The 6,647-nt window shown below is 68.5% G+C and carries 6 protein-coding genes; all 6 read left to right on the top strand.

Annotation, left to right across the window (positions count from 1 at the left end; genetic code table 11):
* Positions 1–158 precede the first annotated feature (158 nt).
* Positions 159–1,499 carry an ROK family transcriptional regulator gene (locus tag DAERI_RS09365; RefSeq protein WP_235610322.1) on the top strand — a complete coding sequence of 447 codons (1,341 nt, stop codon included), beginning with the start codon at positions 159–161 and terminating at the stop codon, positions 1,497–1,499.
* Positions 1,496–2,734 carry an ABC transporter substrate-binding protein gene (locus DAERI_RS09370; RefSeq protein ID WP_103129150.1) on the top strand — a complete coding sequence of 413 codons (1,239 nt, stop codon included), beginning with the start codon at positions 1,496–1,498 and terminating at the stop codon, positions 2,732–2,734. Before DAERI_RS09365 ends, DAERI_RS09370 begins: the two co-directional genes overlap by 4 nt.
* A 179-nt stretch (positions 2,735–2,913) precedes the next feature.
* A complete protein-coding gene (locus tag DAERI_RS09375; protein WP_103129151.1) occupies positions 2,914–4,065 on the top strand; it encodes a carbohydrate ABC transporter permease in 1,152 nt (383 codons plus the stop codon).
* Positions 4,062–4,925 carry a carbohydrate ABC transporter permease gene (locus DAERI_RS09380; protein ID WP_103129152.1) on the top strand — a complete coding sequence of 288 codons (864 nt, stop codon included), beginning with the start codon at positions 4,062–4,064 and terminating at the stop codon, positions 4,923–4,925. Before DAERI_RS09375 ends, DAERI_RS09380 begins: the two co-directional genes overlap by 4 nt.
* A 259-nt stretch (positions 4,926–5,184) precedes the next feature.
* A complete protein-coding gene (locus DAERI_RS09385) occupies positions 5,185–6,336 on the top strand; it encodes a sensor histidine kinase (protein ID WP_103129153.1) in 1,152 nt (383 codons plus the stop codon).
* A gap of 48 nt (positions 6,337–6,384) precedes the next feature.
* A complete protein-coding gene (locus DAERI_RS21985; RefSeq protein WP_133162001.1) occupies positions 6,385–6,612 on the top strand; it encodes a hypothetical protein in 228 nt (75 codons plus the stop codon).
* Positions 6,613–6,647: the final 35 nt, after the last annotated feature.

Below are 6,647 nucleotides of genomic sequence, written 5' to 3' on the forward strand. Positions count from 1 at the left end.
GAGCTGGGACCTCTGGGCTCCGGCTCTTTCCTTTGCCGCCAGACATTTAATTGGTTCTGTTGACAAACAAAGGCCAAAGGGGGCAGGATGAAGCGTTCCATAAGACCGCCCGCCTCGTGTCCACGAGGTCTCCTCCGCTTTCTCATCCCGGGGTTGCCTTGACGTACGCCGAGTTGCCCACCGCCACGCTGGACCTGGCCGCGATCCGTGCCCGGCACACCCTCATGCTGCTGGGCCGGCTGTGGCAGGGGGACCGGGCCCGGGTGGACCTGGCCCGGGAACTGGGCCTGTCGCGCAGCGCGATCGGCTCCATCGTGGCCGAGCTGATGGACGCCGGGCTGGTGCAGGAGGCGGGACAAAGAGGCGCCGTCCGCAGTTCGGGAAGGGGAGAGGGCGGGCCGGTGGGCCGCCGGGCGACCCTGCTCGCCCTGAATACCCGGGCCGTCTTCCTGCTCGCCGTGGACCTGGGCGCAAGCCACGTGCGGGTCGATCTGCTCGACCTGCGCTGCGCCCCGCTGGCCTCCCGCACGGTGGCGCACGACATCCTGCTCGGGCCGGCGGCGACCTACGCCAGGCTGACCGAGCTGACCTGCGCGGTGCTCGCGGAGGCGGGCGTGGAGCGGGACCGGGTGGCGGCGGTCGGCGCGGGCGTGCCCGGCCCGGTGGACCACGCGACCGGCTGCGTCGTGCAGCCCCCCAACATGCCCGGCTGGGACGGCGAGAACGTGGCGGCGGGGCTGGAGCGCGTCCTCGGCCTGCCCACCCGCGTGGACAACGACGCCAACCTGGGGGCGCTCGCCGAGACCCGTTTCGGGGCGCACCGGGGCGCGGCAGACCTGATCTACGTGAAGGCCGCGACCGGCATCGGGGCGGGTGTGCTCCTCGGCGGGCGGCTGCACCGGGGCGTGCGGGGCGGGGCGGGCGAGATCGGGCACATCAGCATCAACGAGCAGGGGCCGGTGGGCCGCAGCGGCAACCCTGGCAGCCTGGAGAGCTACGCGGCGGGGCAGGTGCTGGTGAGGACTGCCGCCGAGCGCCGCGCCGCCGGGGTGCCCACCACCCTGCCCGATCCGGTCACCCTGGCCGACCTCATCGAGCGGGCAAACACCGACCCCCTGGCCCGTGAGGTGTGGGCAGAGGCCGGACATCACCTCGGCGTGGCGATCAGCACCGCGCTCAACCTCTTCAACCCCAGCGCGGTCGTGATCGGCGGGCGGCTGGCGGGCGCGGGCGAGGTGTTCCTGAACGCCGTGCGCGAGAGTGCCCTGAGCCGCACCATGCGCATCAACGCGGGCGGCACCCGCATCGACCTCAGCACGCTGGGGGGGGACGCCGGGGTGCTTGGGGCGGGCGCGATGCTCCTCGACCACCTCTTTACGCCCGGCGGCCTGCGCCACCTGTACCGGGTCGCGGCGGTGGGCCGGGGGCCGCCCCGGACTCCGGCCGCGTTGCCGACCGTCCCCACCGCCCTGCCGTTCTCCCTAGGAGGAACCCCATGAAGAAAGCTCTGCTCATTGCCGCCGCCCTCGCCGTCACGGGCACCGCCGCCGCCGCCGGGAAGCTCGAAATCTTCTCCTGGTGGTCCGGTGACGAGGGCCCCGCCCTCGACGCCCTGGTCAAGCTCTACAAGCAGAAGTACCCCAGCGTGAACCTCGTGAACGCCACGGTCGCGGGCGGCGCGGGCACGAACGCCAAGGCCGTCCTCAAGACCCGGATGCTCGGCGGCGATCCGCCGGACTCCTTCCAGGTACACGCCGGGCAGGAACTCATCGGGACCTGGGTGGTGGCCAACCGCATGGAGGACCTGACCAGCCTCTACAAGTCCGAGGGCTGGATGTCGAAGTTTCCCAAGGACCTGATCCCGCTGCTGTCGAGCAAGGGCGGCATCTGGAGCGTGCCCGTCAACGTCCACCGCTCCAACGTGATGTGGTACGTGCCCGCCAACCTCAAGAAGTGGGGCGTGACGCCGCCCAAGACCATCGACGAACTCCTGAAGACCTGCGCCACCCTCAAGGCCAAGGGTGTGGCGGCTCCCATCTCGGTGGGCGACAGCAGCTTCCCGCAGCCGCATATGTGGGAGTCCATCGCGCTGGGCACGCTGGGCACCCAGGGCTGGGCCGACCTCTTCAGCGGCAAGCTGAAGTTCACCGACCCCCGTGCGGTCAAGGTCTGGACCAACTTCGGCAAGGTTATGGACTGCACGAACAAGGACTCCTCGGGCCTGACCTGGCAGCAGGCGACCGACCGGGTGGCGAAGGGCCAGTCGGCCTTCAACATCATGGGGGACTGGGCCGCCGGGTACATGGCGACCACCCTCAAGCTCAAGCCCGGCACCGGCTTCGGCTGGGCGCCCGCGCCCGGCACGGCGGGGACCTTCCTGTTCCTCTCGGACTCCTTCGGGCTGCCCAAGGGGGCCAAGGACCGCACCGAGGCCCTCAACTGGCTGAGGCTGCTGGGCAGCAAGCAGGGCCAGGACACCTTCAACCCCCTCAAGGGCTCCATCGCGGCCAGGACCGACTCCGACCTCAGCAAGTACAACGCCTACTCGCAGTCGGCGGCCAAGGACTGGCGCAGCAACAAGATCGCGGGCAGCCTGATCCACGGCGTCGTCGCCAACGAGACCTTTACCAGCGGCTTCGGCGGCATCGTCGCCCAGTTCGTGCAGAACCGGGACGCGAACGCGGCGGCCCAGGCCACCCAGGCGCTCGCCACCCAGGCGGGCATCGGCAAGTAAGCCTCGGCCGGGGCGGCGTCCACGTGGCGCCGCCCCGCGCCCATGAGGGCGGGGCGCAACAGTATTGTCATGCTGAGCGTCAGCGAAGCAGCCCGGGGTTTCGGGACCCTTTGCTCCGCTCAGGGTGACAAGCGTTCTGAGCCCCGTCCTGGGGCGCGCCCCCGTCCCAAGGAGTTGTTATGGCCCGCGCCTCCATCCCGACCAAGGCCGCCCCCCGGCGGCGCTCTTTCAATTCGGACCGGCTGTGGAGCCTGGTCGTGCTGCTGCCCTCCGCCGTGCTCCTCGCCATCTTCGTGTACGGCTTCATCCTCCGCTCGGGCTACCTCAGCCTGACCGACTGGGGCAACGACCCCGCGCAGGCCCTGAGCCTCACCCCCGTCATCAAGTTCACCGGCCTGAGCAACTACAGCAACCTCTTCGGCGGCCTGCTCGACTCGCGCTTCCGGCAGGACCTGGTGAGCACGCTGTTCTTCACGGCCTTTTTCATCGTGGCCTGCCTGGGGCTGGGTCTGGGCCTCGCTATGCTGCTCGACCGCAACCCCAAGGGCGAGGGCCTGTGGCGCACCATTTTCCTGTTCCCCATGAGCCTGAGCTTTATCGTGACGGGCACGATCTGGCGCTGGATGCTCCAGCCCGCGGGCGGGGTGAACGCGCTCTTCGGCCTCGACCCGGATCGGCACGCCTGGCTCACGAGCAACGCCTCCATCTGGCGCTTCGACTGGAACAAGCTGCCGCTCATCACGGCGGTGGTGGTGGCCCTCGTGCTGCTCGGCGTGGCCTCCCGGGCCCGGCAGAGCGGCAACCGGACCCAGATGTGGGTGGCGATTGCCTGCGCGGCCCTGCTCGTGCTGTGGGCCTTCACGCTCGGCAACAGCGTGAAGATGACCCCGGTGCCCGAGTATCACGGCTTCAACCTCGCCTTTATCGGCATCATCATCGCGGCGGTGTGGCAGATGTCGGGCTACACGATGGCGCTGTATCTGGCGGGACTGCGCGGCATTCCCGACGAGCTGCGCGAGGCGGCCCGGGTGGACGGGGCGAACGAGTGGGGCATCTACCGCCACGTGATCTTCCCGCTGCTCGCGCCCATCACCCTCTCGGCGATGATCATCCTGGGGCACATCAGCCTCAAGATCTTCGACCTGGTGTACGCGATGACGAGCCTGAACAACCTCAACACCGAGGTGCCCGCGCTGCTGATGTACATCACCGCCTTCCAGGGCAACCAGTTCGCCAAGGGCGCGGCCATCGGCATGGTGCTGCTCATCCTCGTGGCCGCCGTCATCGTGCCGTACCTGGCGAGCCAGTTCCGCAGGAGTGACCGCTCGTGACCACCACTGCCACCACCCCCCGCCCGGAGGTCACGGCGCCGCGCCGCCCCGACCTGAGCCGGATTCTGGTGTACCTCGCGCTACTCGTGGCCGCGCTGTTCTTCCTGGTACCGGTCTACCTGCTGATCGTCACGGCCCTCAAGACCCCGGACGCGATCGGCCTGGACACCACCTGGAGGTTGCCGAGCGTCTGGAACTGGGCCAGCTTCTCGGAGGCCTGGAGCAAAGTTTCGGGCGGCCTGCGCAACTCGATCATCCTGGCGATCAGCGCGACGGCGCTCTCGGCGCTGCTGGGTTCTCTCAACGGTTACGCGCTGAGCAAGTGGAAGTTCCGGGGCGCCGACCTCCTCTTCGCCCTGATGCTCTTCGGCATGTTCATCCCGTACCAGGCGGTGCTGATCCCGCTCTTCCAGTTCATCAAGAGTATCGGCCTGTACGGCAGCATCGGCGGCCTGATCCTGGCGCACGTCGTGTACGGCCTGCCCATCACCACCCTGATCTTCCGCAACTACTACTCGGAGGTGCCCGATGCCCTGGTCGAGGCCGCGCTCATCGATGGAGCGGGCTTCTGGGGCATCTACCGCCGGGTGATTTTCCCGCTCAGCGTGCCGGGCTTCGTGGTCGTCGTGATCTGGCAGTTCACGCAGGTCTGGAACGAGTTCCTGTTCGGCGTGACGCTGGCGAACCCGTCGAGCCAGCCCATCACCGCCGCGCTCGCGCAACTCTCGGGTGGCCAGGCGGTGAGCTGGAACCTGCCGATGGCGGGGGCGATCCTCACGGCCATTCCCACCCTGCTCGTGTACATCGTGCTGGGACGCTACTTTGTGCGCGGCCTGCTCGCGGGGAGCGTGAAGGGGTAGAGCTTCCAGACCCTGGCGGCACGCCTTCCCCCACGGGTGGGCGTGTTGCTCTTTGTGGAGGGATTGAGCGGGGGCATCCACAGGCTGAGGGGCTGTCTCCCACCTCCTTGATTCCGCCCGGTTGGGATGGCTGGAGGAACAGCCCCCAACTTGCCTGGCGGGAGAGTCGCCGAGCGGATGACCGCCTCCCGTCTGACCCACCTTCGCGCCTTTTCTGACAGCGACCGCCGGTCAGCTACGGTAGACTTCCGCCTACCTCATGCCGAGTGCCGACTCCCCCGCTGTGTTCGTCGTGTCCCCCGACCGGACCCAGGCGGCCCAGCTCGCGCCCGCGCTGCGTCAAGCCGATGTGTTGCCCATCCCCGATGCCGAGACGCTGCTGCGAGAAGCCCACGTGCGCCCGCCCGCCGTCGTGCTGCTGTATGCCGACACGCCCGGCGTGCCGCTGGCCGAGGTGCTGCCCCTGCTGCGCCAACGGGCCGAACTCGCCGGGACCCATTGGCTGGCGGTCGGCACACATGGCCTCGGCGCCCTCCTGGCCGCCGGAGCCGACGCCCTGATCAGCGACGCCACCACCGTGGACGCCCTGGCGCTCCAGGTCGAGACGCTCCTGAACCGCTCGGCCCGCTACAACGAAGTCCAGACCCGCCTGAACGCCATGCAGCGCCGCTTGGACGACTGGGAACACGAGGAGCGGGTGCGCGACCAGCTCGTGCACATGCTCGTCCACGACCTGAAAAATCCCATCGCCGCCGTCATGGGCCTGCTGGAAGTGGTCGAGGACGACGACCGGGTGCCCGACGACTCGCGCGAACTCGTCCGGGTCGCCCGCGATGAGACGCAGCATCTGCTGCACCTCGCGGTCAACATGCTCGATGTGAGGAAGATCCAGGCGGGCAAGATGAACCTGCGGCCCGAACTGGTGTTCAGCCCCATGTTCGAGGAAGTCATCGAGCAGGCGCGCGGTGACGTGGGCAGCGGCCTGCGCGACCGGCACGTGAAGGTGGAGGTCGCCCCCAACCTCAGCCCCTCGCGCGCCGACCCCGAAATCCTGCGCCGGGTGCTGGCGAACCTGATCAGCAACGCCATGAAGCACACTGTCGCGGGCGGCCTGATCCGAGTTCGCGTCTGGCAGGAGGAGGACGCCACGCACGTTCAGGTCCAGGACGACGGCGAGGGCATCCCCGAGGACGACATTCCCAACCTCTTCGCCGCCTTCGAGCAGTCGCGCCTGACCCTGCACGGCCGCTTCGACACCGGCATGGGCCTGGCCTTCTGTAAACTCGCCGTTGAGGAACACGGCGGCCAAATCTGGGTCGAGTCCACGCGGGGCGAGGGCGCCACCTTCACCTTCACCCTGCCCCTGACGCAGGATGGGGAGGACGACGATTTTGTGGAGCTGCTGAGTTAGGGACGAGAAAAGCGGGGGCTTATGTGCGGGTAAGACATACCCTGCGTAATGGACGGCGATCCGCAGCACCTGTTCCTGGTTTCAATCCTCAGCCCACCCGAAGGCAGGCTGCAACCCGGGGTCATCATCAACGACGCGCTGTACGACACCAGGTTTCAATCCTCAGCCCACCCGAAGGCAGGCTGCAACCCCCAGGGACAGGGCACCGTAACTCGTCCCGGCGGGTTTCAATCCTCAGCCCACCCGAAGGCAGGCTGCAACGCGCCGGTCACGTGAGGCCCCGATGTGAGCGGCTGTTTCAATCCTCAGCC

This window comes from Deinococcus aerius (assembly GCF_002897375.1).
Classification (GTDB): Bacteria; Deinococcota; Deinococci; order Deinococcales; family Deinococcaceae; genus Deinococcus; species Deinococcus aerius.